At 66.7% G+C, this 21,819-nt stretch carries 18 protein-coding genes; 9 read left to right on the top strand and 9 right to left on the bottom strand.

Annotated elements, in window-relative coordinates:
- Positions 1-263: 263 nt before the first annotated feature.
- A complete protein-coding gene (locus AC3WJR_RS03920; protein WP_492722458.1) occupies positions 264-2,204 on the top strand; it encodes a protein O-GlcNAcase in 1,941 nt (646 codons plus the stop codon).
- Between the two features lie 219 nt (positions 2,205-2,423).
- Here AC3WJR_RS03920 and AC3WJR_RS03915 read toward each other — a convergent pair whose 3' ends face one another.
- On the bottom strand, positions 2,424-3,485 hold the full coding sequence (locus tag AC3WJR_RS03915; protein WP_492722455.1) for a lactonase family protein: 1,062 nt from the start codon (positions 3,483-3,485) through the stop codon (positions 2,424-2,426).
- A gap of 206 nt (positions 3,486-3,691) precedes the next feature.
- Between AC3WJR_RS03915 and AC3WJR_RS03910 the strand changes: the two genes are divergently transcribed.
- On the top strand, positions 3,692-5,437 hold the full coding sequence (locus AC3WJR_RS03910; RefSeq protein ID WP_492722452.1) for a M1 family metallopeptidase: 1,746 nt from the start codon (positions 3,692-3,694) through the stop codon (positions 5,435-5,437).
- 46 nt (positions 5,438-5,483) lie between these two features.
- Here the strand turns inward: AC3WJR_RS03910 and AC3WJR_RS03905 are convergent, their stop codons facing one another.
- Positions 5,484-6,686, bottom strand: a complete 1,203-nt coding sequence (locus tag AC3WJR_RS03905) for a penicillin-binding protein activator (RefSeq protein ID WP_354280144.1) — start codon at positions 6,684-6,686, stop codon at positions 5,484-5,486.
- Between the two features lie 11 nt (positions 6,687-6,697).
- Here AC3WJR_RS03905 and rsmI point away from each other — a divergent pair, with 11 nt between their 5' ends.
- The 5 genes from rsmI to AC3WJR_RS03880 all read left to right on the top strand — a co-directional run bounded on the left by rsmI (position 6,698) and on the right by AC3WJR_RS03880 (position 10,608).
- Entirely contained in the window at positions 6,698-7,531 is an 834-nt protein-coding gene (gene rsmI / locus AC3WJR_RS03900; RefSeq protein ID WP_492722450.1) for a 16S rRNA (cytidine(1402)-2'-O)-methyltransferase, read from the top strand.
- A gap of 157 nt (positions 7,532-7,688) precedes the next feature.
- Positions 7,689-8,045 carry a YraN family protein gene (locus AC3WJR_RS03895; protein ID WP_492722448.1) on the top strand — a complete coding sequence of 119 codons (357 nt, stop codon included), beginning with the start codon at positions 7,689-7,691 and terminating at the stop codon, positions 8,043-8,045.
- Positions 8,046-8,276: 231 nt separating this feature from the next.
- Positions 8,277-9,227 (top strand): glutathione synthase, encoded by a 951-nt coding sequence (gshB, locus tag AC3WJR_RS03890; RefSeq protein ID WP_492722446.1) that lies wholly within the window; start codon positions 8,277-8,279, stop codon positions 9,225-9,227.
- A gap of 13 nt (positions 9,228-9,240) precedes the next feature.
- Positions 9,241-9,840, top strand: coding sequence for a DedA family protein (locus AC3WJR_RS03885; RefSeq protein WP_492722444.1), 600 nt, complete (start codon positions 9,241-9,243; stop codon positions 9,838-9,840).
- 90 nt (positions 9,841-9,930) lie between these two features.
- On the top strand, positions 9,931-10,608 hold the full coding sequence (locus tag AC3WJR_RS03880) for a type 1 glutamine amidotransferase domain-containing protein (RefSeq protein ID WP_492722442.1): 678 nt from the start codon (positions 9,931-9,933) through the stop codon (positions 10,606-10,608).
- A gap of 63 nt (positions 10,609-10,671) precedes the next feature.
- Here the strand turns inward: AC3WJR_RS03880 and AC3WJR_RS03875 are convergent, their stop codons facing one another.
- A complete protein-coding gene (locus tag AC3WJR_RS03875) occupies positions 10,672-11,556 on the bottom strand; it encodes a tyrosine recombinase XerC (protein WP_492722440.1) in 885 nt (294 codons plus the stop codon).
- 250 nt (positions 11,557-11,806) lie between these two features.
- Here AC3WJR_RS03875 and AC3WJR_RS03870 point away from each other — a divergent pair, with 250 nt between their 5' ends.
- Positions 11,807-13,975: a primosomal protein N' gene (locus AC3WJR_RS03870; protein WP_492722438.1), complete on the top strand. Its 2,169-nt coding sequence runs from the start codon at positions 11,807-11,809 to the stop codon at positions 13,973-13,975.
- Positions 13,976-14,143: 168 nt separating this feature from the next.
- Here the strand turns inward: AC3WJR_RS03870 and AC3WJR_RS03865 are convergent, their stop codons facing one another.
- The 5 genes from AC3WJR_RS03865 to AC3WJR_RS03845 all read right to left on the bottom strand — a co-directional run bounded on the left by AC3WJR_RS03865 (position 14,144) and on the right by AC3WJR_RS03845 (position 19,047).
- A complete protein-coding gene (locus AC3WJR_RS03865; protein ID WP_492722436.1) occupies positions 14,144-14,392 on the bottom strand; it encodes a hypothetical protein in 249 nt (82 codons plus the stop codon).
- Positions 14,389-15,624, bottom strand: coding sequence for a PepSY-associated TM helix domain-containing protein (locus AC3WJR_RS03860; RefSeq protein WP_492722434.1), 1,236 nt, complete (start codon positions 15,622-15,624; stop codon positions 14,389-14,391). Before AC3WJR_RS03860 ends, AC3WJR_RS03865 begins: the two co-directional genes overlap by 4 nt.
- Before the next feature lie 87 nt (positions 15,625-15,711).
- Positions 15,712-16,359 (bottom strand): class I SAM-dependent methyltransferase, encoded by a 648-nt coding sequence (locus AC3WJR_RS03855; protein ID WP_492722432.1) that lies wholly within the window; start codon positions 16,357-16,359, stop codon positions 15,712-15,714.
- Entirely contained in the window at positions 16,356-17,450 is a 1,095-nt protein-coding gene (locus tag AC3WJR_RS03850) for a radical SAM protein (RefSeq protein WP_492722431.1), read from the bottom strand. Before AC3WJR_RS03850 ends, AC3WJR_RS03855 begins: the two co-directional genes overlap by 4 nt.
- A gap of 130 nt (positions 17,451-17,580) precedes the next feature.
- A complete protein-coding gene (locus AC3WJR_RS03845; RefSeq protein ID WP_492722429.1) occupies positions 17,581-19,047 on the bottom strand; it encodes a DUF389 domain-containing protein in 1,467 nt (488 codons plus the stop codon).
- 223 nt (positions 19,048-19,270) lie between these two features.
- Here AC3WJR_RS03845 and AC3WJR_RS03840 point away from each other — a divergent pair, with 223 nt between their 5' ends.
- Complete coding sequence (locus AC3WJR_RS03840; RefSeq protein ID WP_492722427.1) at positions 19,271-20,887, top strand: S1C family serine protease; 1,617 nt, start codon at positions 19,271-19,273, stop codon at positions 20,885-20,887.
- Here AC3WJR_RS03840 and AC3WJR_RS03835 read toward each other — a convergent pair.
- Complete coding sequence (locus AC3WJR_RS03835) at positions 20,876-21,763, bottom strand: CPBP family intramembrane glutamic endopeptidase (protein WP_492722425.1); 888 nt, start codon at positions 21,761-21,763, stop codon at positions 20,876-20,878. The two genes, AC3WJR_RS03840 and AC3WJR_RS03835, sit on opposite strands and share 12 nt — an antisense overlap.
- Between the last annotated feature and the right edge of the window lie 56 nt (positions 21,764-21,819).

Below are 21,819 nucleotides of genomic sequence, written 5' to 3'. Positions count from 1 at the left end.
ACTCAAAGCGCGTTCTTCCTTTATATGGGGCTAACGCCGCCACCATCAATCGTCACGCGATTTTGACGCGGGAATACGGCGGCAATGTGCCGCAGACGTGGACAATGATGACGTTCGACAGGGTTCGCCCGCGTCAGGCCAGCGATGCGAATTGGGCTTAGTTTGGCACTATCGCCGCGGCTGCGTCCACGCCGTGGCTTGCTCCGTGCCGCTGCTGGCGATAGGCGCGATGGCAATACCACAACAATACCGGGGAAACAGCGATGCGACGTACGGACAAGTTCGGGACGCTCGCCCTTGTGGCGGCAACGCTGATGACGGCCCCCGCCGTGGCGGCATCGAACGACGCCCCCCCGACGTTGCCGGCGATCTTTCCTGCGCCGACGTCGATCACTCTCGGCAACGGCAGCTTTCCCCTGGGCAAGACCGTCGTGCTGATAGCGGCCCCCGGTACGGACGCCGCCACGATCGCGCTCACCCGGGACATCCTGCTCGCCTCGGGCGTCGTCAAGGTCACCACCGCGAAACGGTTGCCATCGCATCCCGAGGGAACGCATATCCTGATCGGCGCCGGGTCCGCACCGCTGATCCGTACCACGCTCGCCCGCAGCGCCACGGTGGTCGACGATCACGTCGAAGGCTATACGATCGCCAGCACCCCGATCGATGGTGGCGGGATCATCACGCTTGCGGGTCACGACGCCGATGGCCTGTTCCATGCGGTCCAGAGCTTCCGGCAACTCGCGAAGCGCCCGGTGTTCCCGGCGATGGTGATCCAGGATCACCCCGCCATGCCGATCCGCGGCACGATCGAAGGCTTCTACGGCAAGCCCTGGTCGATGGCGGACCGCACCAAGCACCTCGATTTCCTCGCCACGGTCAAGGCGAACACTTATGTCTACAGCCCAAAGGACGACCCCTTCGCACGCGACCGCTGGCGCGAGGCGTATCCTGCTGCGACCCTGGCGTCACTCGGCGCGCTGGTGGCGACCGCGCGGCGCAACCACGTCGATTTCGTCTATGCCATTTCTCCCGGCCCGACGGTGTGTTTCTCCGATCCCGCCGATGCGCAGGCGCTCGAACGCAAGTTTGCGGCGCTGCGGACGATCGGCGTCCACAGCTTCTACGTCGCACTCGATGACATCGAATATAAGAAGTGGAACTGTGCCCGCGACGCGACCGCCTTCGGTCCCTCGGGAGCGGAAGCCGCGGGGATCGCGCAGGCGCGATTGCTCAACGCGGTCCAGGCGCAGCTCGTCGCGACCGATCCGGCGTCGCGCCCGCTGATCATGGTCCCGACCGAATATTACGACGCCAAGGAGACCCCGTACAAGGCGGCGCTCCGCAAGGAACTCGACCCGCGCGTCGTCGTGCAATGGACCGGCACCGACGTGGTCCCACCGTCAATCTCGATCCCGGATGCCCGCACCGCGACCAAGGCGTTCGGCCGCAAGACGCTGCTGTGGGACAATTACCCGGTCAACGATTATGGGCAGACGACCGGCCGCCTGTTGATGGCGCCCTATGCGCGGCGTGAGGCGGGCCTGTCGGGCGAACTGACCGGCATCCTGTCCAACCCGATGAACCAGGAAGCGCCCAGCCGGGTCGCGGTGACGGGGGTCGCAGCATTCGGATGGAACGATCGGGGCTATGACGCCGAGCGGACGTGGCATTTCTCTGCGCGCGAACTGGCCGGCGGCGATGCCCGCGCCGAGGCCGCGCTGCTCACCTTCTTCGACACGCAACACATGGCACCGACCTTCGGCAGCCAGCCATGGCAGGAACAGGCACCACGGTTGAAGGCGTCGCTGGATGCCGTCCGGGAGGCGCTGGCCGACGGCGACGCGGCCAAACGCAGCGCGGCGATCGCGGACTTGCGCGCGCAGGCGGACACGCTGGCCAACGCTCCCGATATCATCCGATCGGGCACGGTCGACCCGGCCTTTGCCGAGCAGGCACGACCGTGGCTGGACGCGCTGCAATTGTGGGGGCGAGCATTGCAACTGACCGCGGCGGGACTTGATGCGGCAGAGCACGGCAGTACTGCCGCGACGCGCTACTTCACCGACGCCGGCCGGTTGGCCGCACAAGCGGCGGCGGTGCAGAGCATCCCAGGCGCAACGCGCTTCGACGGCCCGATCAAGGTTGCCGATGGTGTGCTTGACCAGTTCGTGAAGGACGCTCCGGCGCTGATCGCGCACTAAGGGGGTGGGGGTAACTCATTGACCACCTTCCCCCCTTCTATCGCTTCCCCGGCGAAGGCCGGGGCCCAGTAGCGAAGGTGGAGGTAACGGAGCGCAATCGCTCGCATTCTTCTGCTTCGCTACTGGGCCCCGGCCTTCGCCGGGGAAGCGCTGCAGAAAAGGGGGAAGCGCTACGGAGGATAGGAAGGCGTTCATTGGTGCGCGTCAGCCAAACGCCCCTCACCCACCGCCAGGCGCAACCTCCAGCACATACCCCACCCCGGGAACGCCAAGCGCGACGCCAGTCGGCGCCAACCGTCCTTCCGCATCGATCGTTAGCGTCGTCACCGTCTGCGACTTCTCATGCGCCACGACGATCAGCCGCCGATCCTCCAGCAACAGAAAGAACCGCGGATACTCTCTCCCCGTGGCGACATGCTCCAGCAGCGTCGGAACCCCCTCCGCATCGAGCGCGAAGACCGCAATGCTGTCATGCCCGCGGTTCGAGACGTACAGCCGCGTCCCCGCCGCATTGATCGCGACATGCGCGACGATGCTGTGCCCCCGCCATGCGTCCGGCAACGTGGACCGGATCACGGGCCCGGTGAACGTCCCATCGCGCACCCGGTCGAGCGTCGTCAGCGTGCAAGCCATTTCGCTGACCAGATACGCCCGCTTGGCGAGATGCGGATGCAGGACGAGGTGCCGCGGCCCCGACCCCGGTGGCGCGGCATAAGCAACGATGGGCGGCGCCAGCTTCCCCGCCGCATCGAACGGGAATGCGAGCACCTCGTCGGTGCCGAGATCGGTCTGGTAAAGCCATCGCCCGTCCGGGCTGAACCCGACCCAATGCGCATGCGGCCCTTCTTGTCGTTCCGCATCGGGCCCGGACCCGCGGTTCGCATGGGTCTGCGCCGCGCCGTCGGGGAGACCCGTGCCGGGATCGAGGCGGATCACCGATACGCTGCCGCCCGCGTAATTGGCGACTGCCAGCAGGGTCTCGGCGGGGTTGAGCGCGACGTGGCACGGCGCGCCGCCGCCCGTCTCGACCGACGCCAGCATTTCCCAGCCGCCCGCCAGATGGCGGTGAACCCCGACGCGCCCGACCGCATCCTCATCGACGATATAATGCAGCCCGTGCCGGGCCGAATACACGCTGAACGAGGCATTGGGCGCGGCGGCATACGCGTCCCCGACACGCCAAGTTGCCGCTTCGTCGGACCATAACGGATGGAGCCCCTGCCCCCCGCCGCCACGATAAGTGCCGGCGGCGATGCGGGGAGTGGGATCATGGTTGGCCATGACGAAATCCTGTGCGTTAATCATCGCGACCGCAACGCTATCTCGCCAGGATCGCTCCGCAGCGTGATCGATCCGTCGCGCATGGCTTGCGCGCAACGCGCGCAAGCAAGACCGCAGGTGCGCTTGCCCGCGTTTGTGCGTATCACGCCCGCAGATCGCGCTTAAGCGGTCTTGACCCTGCAATTTTCGACGGAGTTCGGTTCGGCATGATGGTGTCTCGCGTTGCGGTCGTGCTGGCCTTCCTGTCGCTGACCGCCGCGGCACGCCCTGCGGACACGCTCCCCGGCAAGGGTGAGCCAGCGATCACCGCGCAGACCCAGAAATCGGGCGGTCCGGTCGACCGCGACCAGCAGAAACTGACCTTCGCCGCCGCCGATCTCGCGTTTGAGGTCCTGCCCGACACGCAAACGTTACGCGGCGTCGCCACGCTCGATTTCACCGCGCGCGCGCCGCTCGACCGGCTCGTGCTCGACCTCGATCGCAATTTGCCGATCGATTCGATCGCAATCGACGGCACCACCCTGCCCCGCGACGCCTGGACCAACCCCGAGGGTCAGTTGCAGATCACCCTGCCGCGGACGGTCCCCGCGGGCCGCCGTGTCGTCGCGCGGATCGTCTATGGCGGGCAACCGCATGTCGCGGTCAATGCGCCGTGGGATTCAGGCATGGTCTGGTCGAAGACACCCGACGGCGCGCCGTGGTTCGCCACCACCGCAGAGGGGATCGGCTGCGATCTGTTCTGGCCGTGCCTCGACTTTCCGTCGGGCAAGCCCGGTGTCGTCACGCTCCACATCACCGTGCCCAAGGGACTGAAGGCACCCTCAAACGGCATTCTGCTCGGCGTCGATGCATTGCCCGACGGTCGGACTCGCTGGAACTGGCGGATCAAGCGCCCGACGACCTATGGCATCGCGCTCAACGTCGGGCCGTATGAAGAGATCTCGGGCGTTTATAAGAGCCGCTACGGCAACACGATCCCGCTATTCTACTGGTACCTCCCCGGCGAAGAGGCGAAGGCCCGCGCGCTGTTCGCCGAGTTCGCCCCGACGCTCGATTTCTTCGAAAGCGAGATCGGACCCTATCCGTTCGGCAGCGAAAAGGTCGGCGTCGTCGAAACCCCGCACAAGGGGATGGAGCACCAGACGATCAACGCCTACGGCAACGGCTATGCCAAGGCGCCCGAGGGGTTCGACTGGCTGTTCCAGCACGAGTTCGCGCACGAATGGTTCGGCAACCAGCTGACCGCCGCCGACTGGGACGATTACTGGCTCCACGAAGGCTATGCCCAGTACATGCAGCCCTTCTACGGCCGCTGGCGCGAAGGCGAGGCGCGCTATGCGGTCATGCTCGACGACCAGCGCAACCGGATCGCCAACCTCCGCCCGATCGTCTCCGGCACCGTGCGCACCGAGGAACAGGTGTATGAGATCGCCAAGGGCGGCCCGGGGCAGGACATCTACTACAAGGGCGCATGGATGCTGCACACGCTGCGCGACCTGATCGGCGATCGCGCGTTCCGCGACGTGACGCGGCTCGCCGTCTATGGCCGGCTCGATCCGCGTCCGGGGAATTTCGCCCCGCGCTATGGCAGCACCGCCGAATATGAACGCTTCGTGCGGCGCGTGACGGGCAAGGACTATGGCTGGTTCTTCGACGTCTATTTGCGTCAGGCGGCCCTTCCGCAATTGGTACAGACGCGATCCGGGAGCCGGCTGACGCTCCGCTGGGACGCACCTGGCGGCCGCCCCTTCCCGCTGCCGGTCGAGGTCCAGGTCGGCCCCCGCATCGTGCGCGTGCCGATGACCGCGGGGGTCGGCAGCGTTGCGGTGCCGCCGGGGGCGCATGTCGTCGTCGATCCCAACGCGCGCGTGCTGCGCCGCTCGGTCGCGGTCGAACGCTATCAGGCGTGGCGCGACGAACAGGCGCGCAAGAAAGCGCCCGCCCGCAACTGATGGCAACGCTGCACCGATAACGGCGCAGCATTACCGCAGCGTACGATCAGAACCCGGTCGGCGCGGGCGATACGCTGACCGTCGTGCCGCCGCGGATTTCCTGCACTTCCAGCGCACGCTCGGCGACATTGTCGCGACCGAAGCGGAATGCGCCGTCGATGCCGGAGAACCCGCCGCGATCGCGCAACCGGTCCTCGGGGAACGTTGCCCCCATCGACCAGTCGCGCATGATGCGGATCGTCAACAGCACCGAATCATAGCCGAGGCTCGACAGGCGGAACGGTGCCGCCCCGAAACGCGCACGGTATTTGGTGGCATATTGCCGATACAGTCCGTCCGACACGCTCGCAAACCATGCGCCTTCCAGCGCGGGCTTGCTCGCGATCGAGCTTTCCGAATTCCACAATTCGGTCCCCATGATCCGCGCCCCGCCCATGCCGTTGCGGCGCAGCACCGGAACGCCCGCCGCCGCCGCGCTGCCGCCGTCGGCGATCAGCACTGCCTGATACGGCGCGCTCTTGGCCATCCGCGTAATCGCAGCGCTCATCGACCCGCTCACCCGGTCGTAGGTCTGGAGCGAGCCGACCCGACCGCCCGCCGCCTCGACCGCGCGCAGGAACGCGGTGGACGCGCGCTCGCCGTAAACGCCGTTGGGGACGAGCCCGCCGAAGCTGGTCACGCCATGCGCCTTGGCATAATCGACGACGCGGCCGATCGATTGCGCAGGAACATAGCCCATCAGATACACGCCGTTGCCCGCCGTGGTCGTGTCGTTCGAATAGCTCACCACCGGCACATGCGCCTGCCGCGCGATCGGCGCGACCGCACGGACGTCGTCGGCGAGCAGCGGGCCCAAAATGAGCTGGTTGCCGTCCGCCAATGCCCGCTGCGCCGCCACCGCCGCGCCGGGGGCGGTGTCATAGGTGGTGATCCGGACCGATTCGTTGCGCGAATCGAGCAGCGCGAGCTGCGTCGCATTGGCGAGGCTCTGCCCGACACCGGCGTTGTTCCCGCTGAGCGGCACCAGCAACGCGACGCGGTGCCGCGCGGTGTCCTTTGGAATGCCCTGTTCGAACACCGGCTGCTGCGGCTGGCTCGGGCGCGTGGTCGCCGGGCCGGGGCGTGGCACCGCCCCGCGCGGGACGACCGTCTGGCACCCGCTGAGCACGATCGCACCCGCCACCAGCGTCGCCTGCGAAAGCCGCCTTATTCCGCTGCGCCGTTGCGCCCCTGTATCCCGCTCTGCCATGACCGCTCCTGATGACCAATGATCTTTCCCCGGGCCTCTACATCGTTGCGACCCCCATCGGCAATCTCGGCGATCTGTCGCCGCGTGCCGCGCATATCCTGAGCCATGCCGCTGTGATTGCAGTGGAAGACAGTCGTGTGACGGCGAAGCTGCTGCATCACATCGGGGTCAAACGCCCGATGGTGCCGTATCACGACCACAATGCCGAGGAGGTCCGCCCCGGGCTGATCGCACGGATGGGGATGGAGCCGGTCGCCCTGGTGTCGGATGCGGGGACGCCGTTGATTTCGGATCCGGGTTACAAGCTCGTCCGCGATGCGCGCGCCGCGGGGCATACGGTTTGGACGATTCCCGGGCCTTGCGCAGCGGTTGCGGCGCTGACGCTGGCGGGCTTGCCGACCGATCGGTTCCTGTTCGTCGGGTTCCTGCCCGCCAAGGCGCAGGCGCGCGCGACCGCGATCGCCGAGATCGCGACGATCCGCGCAACGCTGGTGCTGTACGAAAGCGGCCCGCGGCTTGGCGTCACGCTCGCCGCGCTCGCCGAGGGGCTGGGTGACCGCGAGGCGGCGGTGACGCGCGAGATCACCAAGCATTTCGAGGAAGCGGTGACCGGCACGCTGTCAATGCTCGCCGCACGCTATGCCGATGCACCGCCCAAGGGAGAGATCGTCGTGGTGGTTGCGCCACCGGGGGCGCCCGAAGCGGCGAGCGCCGAGGACGCGGATACCGCGCTGACCGAGGCGCTTACTCGTCTTTCAACCGGACAGGCGGCGAGTGAGGTGGCCAAGAAGCTCGGGCTGGATCGCAAGACCTTGTACGCAAGGGCGCTGGAATTGAAGGCGTGAACACCGCCCGCCCCCTCTTTCTCCCCTCCCTGGAAGGGAGGGGCTGGGGGTGGGTCGGCTCGTTGGTCGCGCGACGGATATCCCCCACACCAACCCACCCCCGCCCCCTCCCTTCCAGGGAGGGGAGGAGAATCGGTCCCCTCCAGAAGCAACGAAATTGGTAAGAGACCGCCGCGTCGCCGAAGCCGCCGGACGTCGCGGTGAGCGGCTCGCCGGATGGTGGCTGCGGCTCCACGACTGGGAAATCCTTGCCCGCCGAGTCCGCACCCCCGCGGGCGAAGTCGACCTCGTCGCACGCAAGGCGAACCTCGTCGCGTTCGTCGAGGTCAAGCAACGCAAGACCGCCGCCGCGCTCGACTTCGCGATCGACGAACGCCGCCTCGCGCGGGTCGCGGCGGCGGCGGAAGTGCTGATGCCGCGTTTCGCGGGACCGGGTGATGACATCCGCGTCGACGTGATCCTGCTCGCGCCGGGGGTGCGGCCACGGCATATCGAGAATGCGTGGATCGGGTGAGACAGGTATCGCGATTACCACCATCCCGTTCGTTTCGAGCGAAGTCGAGAAACCCGGCACAGCGCAGGTTTCTCGACTTCGCTCGAAACGAACGGTTGGGTTAGGGTTGATAGCCCCCCCACCGTAATGGCTGAGCCCGCTCGGGGTGACACACCGCGATCGACCCCCTATCTGCGCTCGGATCACCCCGCCGAAGGGTGAACGAAGTGTCCCGGACGGAGTTACAGATCGATGAGCCTGACAGTCGCCGTCCAGATGGACCCCATCGCTTCCATCAACATCACGGGCGATTCGACCTTCGCGCTGATGCTGTCGGCGCAAAAACGCGGGCACAAGCTGTTCCATTACAACGCCGAGGCGCTCAACTATTCCAACGGCCGGGTCTGGGCGAAGGCCGAGCCGGTGACGGTCCAGCGTGTCGAGGGCAACCATTTCACGCTCGGAGAACCGGTAAACCTCGACCTCGGCGATGAGGCCGATGTCGTGCTGATGCGGCAGGATCCGCCGTTCGACCTCGGCTATATCACCGCGACCCACCTGCTCGAGCGCATTTCGGACAAGACGCTGGTGGTCAACGACCCCGCGCAGGTGCGCAACGCACCCGAAAAGGTGTTCGTGCTCGATTACGCGCAGTTCATGCCGCCGACGCTGATCACGCGCTCGCTCGACGAAGCGCGCGCGTTCCTTGCCGAGCATAAGGAAATTGTGATCAAGCCGCTTCACGGCAATGGCGGCAAGGCGATCTTCAAGGTCGGCAGCGACGGCGCCAATCTGTCCGCGCTGATCGAGGTTTTCAACACCATGTGGCGCGAGCCACACATGGTGCAGGCGTTCCTGCCGGACGTTGCCAAGGGCGACAAAAGAATCGTGCTTGTCGATGGCGAAATCGCCGGTGCGATCAACCGTTTGCCGGGCGAAGGCGAGATCCGCTCCAACCTCGCGGTCGGCGGGTCGGCGGTGAAGACCGAGCTGACCGACAAGGAGCGCGAGATCTGCGCGGTGCTCGGGCCGGAGCTCAAGAAACGTGGTCTGTTGTTCGTCGGAATCGACGTGATCGGCGGCGAGTGGCTGACCGAGATCAACGTCACCTCCCCCACCGGCATCGTCGCGATCGAACGCTTCGATGGCACCGATGTCGCGGGGATGATCTGGGACGCGATCGAACGCAAGGTCGCGGGCTGACCGCCCCCTCGCGATGACCGAACTGATTATCGAACTGACCGCCTGGGGCGGCTATTTCGGCATTTTCCTGCTGATGGTGCTGGAAAATGTGTTCCCGCCGATCCCGTCCGAAGTCATCATGGGGCTCGGCGGGATCGCGGTCGCGCGCGGGCAGATGAGCCTCGTCCCGCTGATCGTCGCGGGGACCGCGGGGACGGTCGCGGGGAATTACTTCTGGTACGCGATCGGCTACCGGCTCGGCTATCACCGGCTGCGCCCGGTCGTCGATCGGTACGGCCGCTGGCTGACGCTCGACTGGCAGCATGTCGAGAAGCTCGAGGCGTTCTTTCGCGCGCGCGGGCAATGGGTCGTGTTCGTGTTCCGCTTCATGCCCGCGTTCCGCACCATGGTGTCGCTCCCCGCCGGCATGGCGCGGATGCCGCACCTCCGCTTCATCCTGTGGACCGCGGCGGGGTCGGCGATCTGGAACACCGGGCTGGCCTATGCCGGTTACTATCTCGGCGCCAATTTCCGCGAGTTGGATGCCTTCATCGGCCCCGCGGCGGTGGCGCTGACGGTCGCGATCGTGGTGGGATATGTCTGGCGGCTGCTGACGTGGAAACCGCGCGACTGATCGCGGCTTTGCTGCACTGCGGTAGTAATGGCCGGGTGCGCCACCCATTTGCCGGTCAGCGCGGGCTCATCGCCCGCTGGAGTAAATCATATGAATATCCTGATCGTCCTGACCTCGCATGACCAGCTCGGCGACACCGGTGCCAAGACCGGCTTCTGGCTCGAGGAACTCGCCGCGCCTTATTACGTCCTCAAGCAGGCGGGTGCCACGCTGACGCTCACTTCGCCCAAAGGTGGCCAACCGCCACTCGACCCCAAGAGCGCCGACGAGAGCGCCAAGACCGACGACACGCGCCGGTTCGAGGCGGATGCCGACGCCAAGGCGCAGCTCGCCAGCACGGTGCGGCTTGATACCGTCAAGATCGAGGATTTCGACGCTGTCTTCTATCCTGGCGGCCATGGTCCTTTGTGGGATCTCGCCGAGGATTCGACTTCGCGCGCGCTGATCGAAGGCGCGATCGCCGCCGACAAGCCAGTCGCGTTGGTTTGCCATGCCCCGGGCGTGCTGCGCCACGTGCGGGCCGCCGACGGTACGCCGCTGGTCGCTGGCAAGAAGGTCACGGGCTTCACCAACACCGAGGAAGCTGCGGTCGGGCTGACCGACGTCGTGCCGTTCCTGGTCGAGGACATGCTGACGGGCGCTGGCGGCGTCTATTCGAAGACCGACGACTGGGGCGTGCACGTCGTGCGCGACGGGCTGCTGATCACCGGGCAGAACCCGGCCTCGTCCGCCGCCGCGGCGGAAGCGCTGGTTGACGCACTGCGTTGATGTCTCGTCCCCCCGGTCTTGGCCGGGGGGACTTTCGCGAACTGACGTTTCCCTGAATCGGCGTTACGCCCGCGGGTGGGCGTTGCGGTAGACGTCCATCAAATGCGTCGCATCCACCTGCGTATAGATCTGCGTCGAGCTCAGGCTCGCATGCCCCAACAGTTCCTGCAAAGCGCGCAGATCCGCCCCGCGCCCCAACAAATGCGTCGCGAACGAGTGCCGCAGCGCATGCGGCGTCGTCCGATCCGGCAATTGCAGCCGCACCCGCGCACGCTGCACCGCACGGCGCACCATCCGCGGCGAAAGCGGACCACCCTTCGCCCCGCGAAACAGTTCGGCATCGCGCGCGGTGCCATAAGGGCACAAGGCGACATAGGCCTCGATCGCGGCTTGCACTTGCGGCAGCAGCGGAACGATCCGCGTCTTGTCGCGCTTGCCCCTGACGACCAGCGTCGCGCCGAGCGGCAGCGCCGCACCCGTCAGCCCGAGCGCCTCGGCGACGCGCAGCCCCGCGCCGTAGAGCAGCAGAAGCACCGCAAAATCGCGTGCCCCAATCCATGGTTCATCCGGATCTTCGGATACGTCCTCCGCCAGTGCGATCGCCTCGGCGGGCGAAATCGGGCGCGGGACGCCCTTGGCAACGCGCGGGCCTTTGAGGCGCGGCGTGGTGCCTGCGCCGGTGACGTGATCGAGGAACCCCCGCACCGCCGACAATTCGCGCGCAGCCGAAGCGTTGCCGATCCCCTCCCCGCGCCGCGCAGCGAGAAACGCGCGCAGGTCCGCGGTCGTGACGCGGACGAGTGCGGCCTGGTCGATCGCTTCGCCCCAATGGGTCTGGAGGAAGCCGCACAGCCGCACCGCGGTGGCCTCATAGGCGCGCACGGTGTGCGGGGAGCGCCTGCGGTCGCGCGCGAGATGCTCGGCATAGGCGCGGGGGAGATCGCTCATGGGGGCGGTGTAGCGGATGTGGCCCGACAAGAGAATCCGCTTCTTCTTCCTAAAGCCCCTCCCCTTCAGGGGAGGGGTTGGGGTGGGGAAGTCCAGCAGAACTCAACTCCCTGCGAGACACAGCCCCACCCCCAACCCCTCCCCTGAAGGGGAGGGGCTTGAGAAGAAGGGCGCCCGCTCCCCTGAAGGGAAGGGGCGAAAGGAGACACCCCCCTTTGCGCCCGCCCCCGCAACCCGCCATATACCCCATATGTCCCGCGCCCGTGTCATCCTCCTCAACGCCGCCCTCGGCCCGCTGGATTACCGCGTCCCGCACGGCATGGAAGTCGAACCCGGCTCGATCGTCGTCGCCCCCCTCGGCCCGCGGCAGTTGCTCGGCGTAGTATGGGAAAGCGAGCACATGCCCTCCGACGCCGAGGTCGGCGACAATCGCCTGCGCAACCTCGTCAGCGTCCTCCCCGTCCCCCCGCTCGCCGCCCCCTTGCGGCGGCTGGTCGAATGGACCGCGGATTATTACCTCGCCTCCCCCGCGTCGGTCGTGCGGATGGCGCTCGCGTCCACCTCCGCGCTGGAAGGCGCGAAGACGATCGTCGAATATCGCGCGACCGGCACGCTCCCGGATCGCCTGACCCCACAACGCGAACAGGCGATCGAACGGATCGGCACGACTCAGGGCCTCATCCGCGAACTCGCCGCGATCGCCGAAGTCTCCGATGCAGTGATCCGCGGGCTCGTCAAGGTCGGCGCGCTGGAAGCAGTCGACGTCGACATCGACAGCCCGTTCCCGCTCCCCGACCCCACCTTCGCCGCTCCCGCGCTCTCCGCCGACCAGCGCGCCGCCTCCAGCGTCCTCGTCGCGGATGTCGCCGCAAAGGCGTTCAAGCCGACGCTGCTCGACGGCGTGACAGGCTCGGGCAAGACCGAAGTCTATTTCGAAGCGGTCGCCGAGGCGATCCGCGAAAACCGCCAGTCGCTCGTCCTGCTCCCCGAAATCGCGCTCACTGAGCCATTCCTCAAGCGTTTCGCTGCGCGCTTCGGGGTGCAGCCGGTCGCCTGGCATTCGGGCCTGCGCTCGTCGCAACGCCGTCGCGCGTGGCGCGCGATCGCGAGCGGCCAGGCGCTGGTCACGGTCGGCGCGCGGTCGGCGCTGTTCTTGCCCTACGCCAATCTCGGGCTGATCGTCGTCGACGAGGCGCATGAGACGAGCTTCAAGCAGGAGGAAGGCGTCCACTACCACGCGCGCGACGTCGCGGTGATGCGCGGCAAGTTTGAGCAGATCCCGGTCGTGCTCGCCTCCGCCACCCCCGCGATCGAGACGCGCCAACAAGTCGCGAACGGTCGCTATGCCGAGGTCAAGTTGCCCGGCCGCTGGGGGGCTGCCGAAATGCCGTCGATCCAGGCGCTCGACCTGATCGCCGATCCGCCCGAACGCGGCCGCTGGATCGCGCCCAAGCTCGTCACCGCGATCGGCGAGACGCTCGAACGGCGCGAACAGGTGCTGCTGTTCCTCAACCGCCGCGGCTATGCGCCGCTGACCTTGTGCCGGACGTGCGGGCATCGCTTCCAATGCCCCAATTGCACCGCGTGGATGGTCGAGCACCGGCTGGTGCGCCGCCTCGCCTGCCACCATTGCGGGCATACCGAGCCGGTCCCGCGCGTCTGCCCCGAATGCCAGAACGAAGACACGCTCGCGGCGGTCGGCCCCGGGGTCGAGCGGATCGCGGACGAGGTCGCGGCGCTCTATCCGGATGCCAAGACCGCGGTCGTCACCTCGGACACCATGTGGTCGCCGGCCAAGGCCGCGGAATTCGTCGCGCGGATGGAGGCGCATGACATCGACATCGTGGTCGGCACGCAATTGGTGACCAAGGGCTATCACTTTCCCAATCTGACGCTGGTGGGGGTGATCGACGCCGATCTCGGGCTCGATGGCGGCGATCTGCGCGCGAGCGAGCGGACCTTCCAGCAGATCATGCAGGTCTCGGGGCGTGCAGGGCGCGGCGCGAAACCAGGGCATGTCTTCATCCAGACGCACAGCCCCGATGCGAGCGTGATGCGCGCGTTGGTGTCGGGCGACGCAGAGGCGTTCTACGCCGCCGAGACCGAGCATCGCCGCGAGGCGGGCGCGCCGCCGTTCGGCCGGTTTGCGGGGATCGTCATTTCGAGCGAGGATCAGGGTGCGGCCTTGGAAACCGCGCGGGCGATCGGGCGTTCGGCACCGACGCATGAGGCGATGGAAGTCTATGGCCCCGCGCCTGCGCCGCTGGCGATGCTGCGGGGGCGGCATCGCTATCGGTTGCTGGTGCATGCGCGCCGCGCGTTCGATGTGCAGGATATGCTGCGGGCGTGGCTTGGCGGGGTCGACTGGCCGTCCAAGGTGCGCGTGGTGGTGGATGTGGATCCGTACAGCTTCGTTTGAGCGTTAGTCGAAACGGGATACGCAACCCATATTACCGCTTTCCCGGCGAAGGCCGGGGCCCAGGAGTAGCAGCCAGGGTAACGAAGCGCAGCCCCCCGCTTTCCCGCGTTCCTCTACTGGGCCCCGGCCTTCGCCGGGGAAGCGCTTGTTAACGAAAATTCGCGACGCTTATTCCGCAGGGACCTGCGTCAGCGGCATCGCAGAAAACGACAACTTAACGCGTGGGCGTGCCACAGGCCGCACCGACCGCGACGATCCGCCAGCCGTCGCCATCGCCCAGCCCACCGCCGCCACCGGGATCGCCAGCGCGATCCACGCCGCCGCGTCGCGCCAACCACCCCCGGTCAGCGCCGCAACCAGACCGAACACGGTCGCCAGCGCAATGAGCGTCGGGATGGCAAAGGTCGATCGGATCATCGTACATTACCCTTTGAGACAGGCGTTTGAGCAGGCGAGCGCGGCGTTGTCATGCGGCGGGCGGCAGACGTAGCCGCTCCAAAAGATCCCTCGCGCGCTGCGCCGGGATTGCGGTCGCGCAACCCGCGGACCCGCGCGATCCACAGATACAGGCCGGACACCAGCACCACGATCGTGAACAGGTCGAGCACGGCCCACAGCAGCTTGAGCGGCAACCCGCCGTAATCGCCGAAGTGCAGCGGACGCGACAGCGACAGCGCCTTGAAATACCACGGCATCGGTCGCGCGTCGGTCAGTTGCCCGGTGGCGGCATCGACCAGTGCGGTGGTCAGCAGATTCTCGGTCAGCGGCGTCGCGCCCTGGAAGAACACGGCATAATGATGCCCGCTGCTGAACGATCCACCCGGGAAAGCGATGAACTGCGGGTTCATCCCCGGGATCGCGCGCCGCGCCGTCGCCATCGCGACGTCGACCGAGCCATAGCGCGACGGCGGGAGCGCCGCACGCCCGGCATAGCCCCGCGTCATGTCGGCCAGTTCGTTCGCCTGCCACACAGTCGTGATCGGCGTAACGAACGCATTGATGACCCCGGTCAACCCGACGACCGTCATCCACGCCAGCGCGACGATCCCGACGAGGTTATGATAATCCAGCCACTTGACCCGGCGACTGCGCGCGGTCCGCAAGGTCCCGAAGTCGAGCTTGCGCATGAACGGGGCGTACAGGACCACCCCGGAGACGATCGCGACGAAGAAGATCAGCCCCATCACCCCGAGGAACAGCTCGCCCTTGAGGCCAAGGAACATGTCGATGTGAAGCTGGAGCAGGAACTCAGTAACGGCATGCCCGCCACCCTCGCCCTCGGGCACCAGCGTGCCGGTCAGGCGGTTGAAAGTCTGCGTCTTCATGCCGCTCGCCGGCACATCCGGACGCGCACCGGTGGTCACGGTCATCAGCGGACGGTCGTCGTAGAATGCCATGTACAGCGGCACTTCGCCCGGCCGCGTCGCGAGAGCGGTCTTGAGCATCGAATCGAGCGAGCGCAGTTCGGGTGCGTCGCGCGATGCGGCGATGCCGGTCACCTGCGATGCCGGATCAGCGGCGATCGAATCGATTTCTTCGTGGAAAATCAAAGGCAGGCCAGTGATGCACAGCATCAGCAGGAAGAGCGTGCAAACCAGGCTGGTCCACTTGTGAACCTGTGCCCAGACCTTGATCGTCCCGGGCGTCACCGTAGCCAGCCAGATTGTGTATTGCGACGCATTCGCAGCGATTAGCCTGAACGCTTGTTGCGAGCAAGTCGCAAATTGCCGCCGCCGTCAATCCGTCCGCCGCGGCTCAACCGGATCGACGCGCCAGACATAATAGGACTTGGTAATTCCTAGAAACCGCTCGGTCGCGATCTCCCCGTCCGGGAACAGGCGGCGCAGCAGCTTCCGATCGATCGGCCGCGTGCCCGCCATCTGCCGCCCCAGAAACGGGCGGCCGGTCCGCTTCCACGCGCGGATGCGTTTCCGCCGAAACCCGGACGGCAGCAACCACCAGAACAGATAGCGGCAATGCACCTCGATCGGGAAAGTCGGCGCGGGAACCTGCACCCAATACGCCCTGGACGACCGCACGATGGCGGCAAACTGTTGCTGACGCCGCGAGGATCCGACGTGTTCCAGCACGCTGTTGCTGAAAACCAGGTCATAGGATCGCGCGATGTCGGGCATCCGGCAAATATCCCCCGCCATGACGTGCCGCGTCGGACCGGTGCTGGCTTCCATTTCGGCTGCGATCGACGGCAGGTTGAGCAACGTGACCGTCTGGCGTTCCGCTGCGCCAGACCAGAGATGCGGGGTGCCGCCGACGTCGAGGATGTGCCAGTCGTCCCGCAAGCCGACCGTGGCGCGGAACCGCTGCATCCGGCGCGCGCGCCAATAGGCCCGCAACCGCTCTACGGCGCCATTGACGCGGCTCATCGCGCCGAAACGCGAGCGATCTGAAGCCCGCGTCGGATGTCCTGCCCCAACGTCCGATGCGCCATGCACGACATGCTGCACGTCGTCTTGAACAGGTCGCACGCCAGCGTATCGTCAACGATCTGGCGACGGTTCGCGTCCCGCCAGATATCCTCCATCGACGTGTGACGCAGGTTGCCGACCTTCTCGAACTTCCAGCAATGGTTGACGTCGCCATTGGGACGAATGTCGAGGCTACGCAGACCGACCCGGCAAGAACCCACCCCGTGGACGCTCGGCTCCCCCTTGAAGTGCGGCACGATCGCCTCGAGCTTGGCGACGCTCGTCTCGATCGGGGCGCCGTTGCGCTTGAGCAGCTTGAGGTGTTCGATCCGCCGTTCCAGCGCGTCCATCTCAGGTCCCGCGACCGGATATTGCGCCGCGATTTCCTCGGGCCGCCACAAGCGCACCGGACTGAAATCGACCAGCACGCCCGGCATGCCTTGTGCCCAGCCAACCAGCTCGCTCAAGCTTTCAAAGTTCTGCCGCGTCACGACGGTCTTCAGCCGGATCGGGAAATTGGCTCCGGCGGCAGCCCGCGCCTCCACCAGCGCGGCGATCCCCTGACTCACCCGGCGCATCGCGCCGACGATGCCGCGCGCGGTATCGTTGACCGCCTCGGACCGGCTGTCGATCGACACGTCGACGTTGAGCGGCCGCGCCTCGGCGATCCGTGCCACGCGCGGCCCGCTGAGGCTGGACCCGTTGGTCACAACACCCCAATCGATCCGCGCGTCCCGGCAGAACATCGCCAGGTCGCTGAACCACGGCATGATCATCGGTTCGCCGCCGAGGAACTGAACCGCATAATGGCCGACGTAGCTTCGGACCGACGACAGCACGCCCTGCCATTCGAGCAGCGTCATTTCCGGCGTGTACGCGTCCTGCCGCCAATGCTGGCAATAGACGCACCGGTAATTGCAGCGTTCGGTCAACGTCGCGCGGATATCGCTCGGTAGCGTCCGATCGATCCCGGTGCTGGTATAGACCGCCTCCGTAAAGCTGCGTCGCGACGCACGCTTTGCCAGACGCACGAAAGTCGTTGCGTGCATTCTTCATCCCCCCTGATTGCGGGGGGTGCTACCGATCCGTTAACCAACTGTCGATATGTTACCGGGAGTTAGCGCAATTATTTCAGACTATTGCCTGATCGACATCAGGGGGATGATACGGTGCCGGAACTCACGGCCCGTCTGCCGCCTGCATCTGCGCCTCCCAGCGTAGTCGCAACCTTCCCCCGGCGGTCCCGGACGCCGCCGAGCCACCCCGGCTGGTAATCCCCGCGGCAACCGCCCGTCGCTGCGCGCGCGTCCCGCCGTCGACCAGTATGGCACGGTTCAATCGGGTGGTGGCCCAGGCGGCAGTGTCGAGCATGACGCCGTCGACCACGCCCTCATCGATGACAACCGCCGGTAGGGGCGCATCGCTTGGGGGTGCCAGCGTGACGGTCCATCGGGGCGCGGCGCGCGCCGCACGTACTTCCAGCGCGCGATATCCGGCAAGCGGCAAGCCCGGCAGCGGCGCGGCGGTTGCGGCCAACGTTTGATGGGGCGCATCGACGGTCACGTCGGACTGGCCCACGCCAGCGATCAGCGCGAGATCGGCGACCGCATGTTGCTGCCGCTCGGCCTCGCTCGGTCCGGCCGCACGGCTCGCCTGCGCGATCTGCGCTGCCTCGACGCTGCTGCCATCGGGCGCAACGCGAAGCTGATCGACGTGGACGTCGATCGGTCGCGCCAGCCGTTCGCGCAAGTCGGCGGCCAGAATGCCGTCCGCCTTGGGATCGAGCCTGGGCGTCAGCACCACCGCGCGGATCCGGATCGGATCGGTGCTGTAATCGATATCGAGCTGGCTCAGCCGCGACGGGTTGGCGAAGCGTTCGTTGATCGTCTCGCGGACTTGCCGCCGCGCGACCGATTCGAACGCGATCTGCCGCAAACCGGAGCCAAGCGGTACCGAAAGCAGGCCGACAGCGACGACGAACAGCACCAATTGCCACCCGGTATGCTGCGGTGAGAGATGGCTACCGAAGCCATAGACGCGCGCGACCAGTGCCGCGGTCAGCGCAATCGTGATCGCGTTGGTGGCGAACAGCAGTAGCGCTCCGGCGAACACCGTCCAGTTGAGCGTCGCGATCCCGAACCCGACGACGACCAGCGGCGGCATCAACGCGATCGCGATCGCCACACCGACGACCGTGCCCCCACGGCCACGAATGAGCGCGTAGGCCCCCGCGACCGCCGACAGCAACGCGACCAGCAGGTCAAACAGCGTCGGGCGGGTACGGCCGGCGATCTCGCTCGTGATCGTCTGGATCGGCGACAAACTGACGAAAAGCACCGCCAAAGTGACTGCGATCGCCGCACCGGCGACCAAAGCTGTCGCAGAACGTCGTATTTCGCGCGTGTCGACGGTCGCGATCCCGAAGCCAAGTCCGATGATCGGCATCATCAGCGGCGACAGCAACATCGCGCCGATCAGCACCGCGACCGACGGCATCAACAGCCCGAGCAGTGAGATCGCCGCGGAAATGACGATCAGGAATGCATAGCGTCCCGACCAGCCCGAATCCTCCGCGATCTGGCGCAGGACCGCGTCGTGATCGACGCCGCGAATGAACCAGGCATTCCATCGTTGTCGCAAATTCACCAGGTAACGTGCTGTCGTAACTGCCATTAATTCAACTCTCCGGCGCAAGGGTCAGCGTCTGGCTAGGGCAATCCCGCGCAAGATGCGACCGTCAACCGCCCGAGGGTCGCAGCTTCGGGCCGGCTGCGGGGCCTTCCCGAAACCCGCCGAACGCCCTGCGCCTGGCTCGCTTCCGCGATTTCCCCTGTCTTCCCCGCCGGCTTCCTGCCAGAATCGCGGGATCATGGCCTTTGCATTTCCGCTTCGCACGACCTCCGCTGATCAGCCGCGCGTCGCGCCTGTAGGCAACCTTCGCGATCTTCGCACCATGCTCGTCGCGCTGTCGGTGATGCTGGCCGCATTGTTCTGCGCCGCTCCCGCCCGCGCCGACGATATCTCCGCCACCGCTCGCAGCGTCGTCCGCGTCGTCACGATCGCGATCGTCGACGACGAAGTCGTGGGGTTCGGCCACGGCAGCGGCTTCGCAGTGTCGCCCAACCGCATCGTCACCAATGCCCACGTCGTCGAGCTCGCCGCGCGTTACCCCGGCAACGTGGTGATCGGCGTGGTGCCGTCGGAGGGCACCAAGGGCGTCGAAGGCAAGGTCATCGCGATCGACACGGTGCATGATCTCGCGCTGATCGAATTCACCGGTGCCCGTCTGCCGACGGTCGCGCTCTATACCGGGCCGGTCGACGAAGGCAGTGACGTGACCGCGCTGGGCTATCCCGGGAACGTCGATCTTGCGACGGCGCGGTCCGCGGCGGATTACATCCATCCGTTATCGCCGATCCGGTCGGAGGGCGTGTTCTCCGGGCGGCGACAGATGTCGGGTACCGCAGTGATGCTCCACACCGCGGGCATCGCACGCGGCAATTCAGGCGGGCCGTTGCTCGACCCATGCGGGCGGGTGATCGGCGTCAATTCGGCGATCACGCAAGGGGACGAAGGCGACACCAATTTCGGCTTCGCGATCGCCAACAGCGAGGTGGCCGCCTTCCTGGCGCGCGCGAAACAGCCCTATGCGTCGGTCGGCACCCCCTGCACCAGCATCGCCGATGTCGACAAAGCGGACCGCGACGCCGACGCGCAGGCGCTGTCCGCCGCCGACGCCACGCGGCGTGCGGCCGCTGAACGCGCGGCGCTCGAACAGCAGGGTACGTTGGGCACCGCGCGGATCGCAGCCGATCGCCGCCGCGAGAATGTGATGGCGATCGCGACCTTGCTGCTGGTGCTTGGCGCGATGGGGATCGGCGCGGGCGCGCTGTTCGACCTCCAGGGGCAACGTCGACGCGCGATCTGGGGCTGGGCCGGCGGTGGCGCGCTGATGCTCGTCGCGGTCGTGGTGTTCGTCCTGCGTCCGACGGGTGAGACGCTGCTGCCCAAGGGCGGCTCGACACCGGTAGCCGTCGCGTCTTCGGCGGCGGTGTCGTCGACTGCGGCACTCGGCAAGCTGGTGTGTCGCTTCGTCCCCGAACGCAGCCGCGTCGTCTCCTCGCAGACGACTGACGTCCTGATCGACTGGGGCAATGCAGGCTGCATGAACGGTCGCACGCAATATGCCGAGAACGGCAGCAAATGGGACCGCATCCTGGTTCCGACCGAAGAGCAGACCGTCTCGGTCATGCAATTTGACCCCGCCACGCGCCAATATGTCACGCGGCGCTATTTCCTGTCGGCGGATCAGATGGACACGGTCCGCAAGATCCGTTCGCAGGTCACACTCAAGGCGTGTTCGCCCGACGAGGCGGGGCGTGCCAATCTGGCGACGCAGCAGGCGGCGATCCGCACCGCCCTGCCCCCGCAGCCCAATGAAAAGATCGCTTATACCTGCTCCGCCGACACCGGGTCAGGCGGGTAAGCGCCCGCGCACCCACATCGGAGCGACGAACCGCCCGCGACGATATGCCAGGACAAGCAAGGCGACCCCGAACGCGGTGTCGACCAACACCGCGGGCAGCGATGCTTCCGCACCGAAACGGCCGCCGGTCAACCATTCCGGCCCCTGCACCGATGGCACCAGCAACCCGGTCTGCTTGAAGCCCGACACTGCGATGCCGTAGATCCCGCCTTGCGCGAAGTTCCACGCCGCATGCAGCCCGATCGCAGCCCACAGCCGCCGCGTCAGCATGTAGAGTGCCGCAAGCATGACGCCTGCTTCCAGAGCGATCGCGACCGCAGCCGAAACCGTCGCGCCGGGATTGCCGAGATGGAGCGCCCCGAACAGCGCAGCCGACAGCGCCAGCGCGATCCAGCTGCCGAGCAATCGTTCGAGCAGGCGGAAGAACAGCCCCCGCAGCACGATCTCCTCGACCACGCCGGACAGGATCGCCATCGCCGCGGCGGGGTAAAGCGACGCCACCGTCCCCGTACCGACCACGCTATATCCCCCGAACAAGGCGATCACCCCGATCACCGCACTGAACAGCAAAAGCCCCGCGCCGAACCCTGCGCCGAGTTCGCGCGCCCAACCCGCAGCGCCGAACTCCTCGACAGGGCGACGTTCGATCAGCCGAACGAACGCGACATACGCCCCGGCGATCAGCGCCGCGAACGCTGTTGCCTGCAAGACGCTGACCGGCGTTCCTTTCAGCGGCGGCGACAGCTTGGCGAACATGCTCGCGACGATCTGGCCACCGAAGACGAAGACAAACCCGATAAAGAGGAGGACCAGCGGGAAGTGAATGAAGCTCCAGATGCGGCTGTTCGGTGGTGTATTCGGTTCGGTCGGCAGCATGATCGATTAAGTCCCCCAATGAACTGCCATGCTATCTGTCATGGTAGCCCAAAGGA

The sequence above is a fragment of the Sphingomonas sp. FW306-05-A genome, from assembly GCF_058782275.1.
The sequence above is the reverse complement of the archived record's forward strand: the minus strand, read 5'-3'. Positions and strand labels throughout refer to the sequence as shown.